The sequence below is a fragment of the Prevotella amnii CRIS 21A-A genome, from assembly GCF_000177355.1.
Taxonomy (GTDB): Bacteria; Bacteroidota; Bacteroidia; order Bacteroidales; family Bacteroidaceae; genus Prevotella; species Prevotella amnii.
In genome coordinates this window covers 1-1,025 of sequence record NZ_ADFQ01000002.1, presented here as the reverse complement: position 1 = coordinate 1,025, position 1,025 = coordinate 1, and the positions used below count along the sequence as shown (strand labels likewise).

Here is a 1,025-nt window from a genome sequence, read left to right as displayed (position 1 = left end):
ATAAACATCTGCAATTCAAGCCCGGGTAAGGTTCCTCGCGTATCATCGAATTAAACCACATGTTCCTCCGCTTGTGCGGGCCCCCGTCAATTCCTTTGAGTTTCACCGTTGCCGGCGTACTCCCCAGGTGGGATGCTTAATGCTTTCGCTTAGCCGCTAACACTAGGTGCTAACAGCGGGCATCCATCGTTTACTGTGCGGACTACCAGGGTATCTAATCCTGTTCGATACCCGCACCTTCGAGCTTTAGCGTCAGTTGCGCTCCCGTAAGCTGCCTTCGCAATCGGAGTTCGTCATGATATCTAAGCATTTCACCGCTACACCATGAATTCCGCCTACGTTGTGCGCACTCAAGTCTGCCAGTTCGCGCTGCAATCTAAAAGTTGAGCTCCTACATTTCACAACACGCTTAACAAACAGCCTACGCTCCCTTTAAACCCAATAAATCCGGATAACGCCTGGACCTTCCGTATTACCGCGGCTGCTGGCACGGAATTAGCCGGTCCTTATTCGTATGGTACATGCAATAAGGGACACGTCCCTCACTTTATTCCCATATAAAAGCAGTTTACAACCCATAGGGCCGTCATCCTGCACGCTACTTGGCTGGTTCAGGCTCTCGCCCATTGACCAATATTCCTCACTGCTGCCTCCCGTAGGAGTTTGGACCGTGTCTCAGTTCCAATGTGGGGGACCTTCCTCTCAGAACCCCTACTGATCGTTGCCTTGGTGGGCCTTTACCCCGCCAACAAGCTAATCAGACGCATCCCCATCCAATACCGATAAATCTTTCGTCGAAATCTCAGGCGATCAAACGACTACATAGGGCATTAGGCCAACTTTCGCTGGGTTATTCCCTAGTAATGGGTAGGTTGGATACGCGTTACTCACCCGTGCGCCGGTCGCCATCATAAATTGCAAGCAATCTATATGCTGCCCCTCGACTTGCATGTGTTAAGCCTATAGCTAGCGTTCATCCTGAGCCAGGATCAAACTCTCCATTGTAAAATCTTTTTTAATGATGG

The 1,025-nt window shown here is 50.2% G+C and carries 1 rRNA gene; it reads right to left on the bottom strand.

The window, feature by feature from the left end:
- A 16S ribosomal RNA gene (locus tag HMPREF9018_RS00015) occupies positions 1 to 1,005 on the bottom strand; the annotation flags it as partial.
- Positions 1,006 to 1,025: the final 20 nt, after the last annotated feature.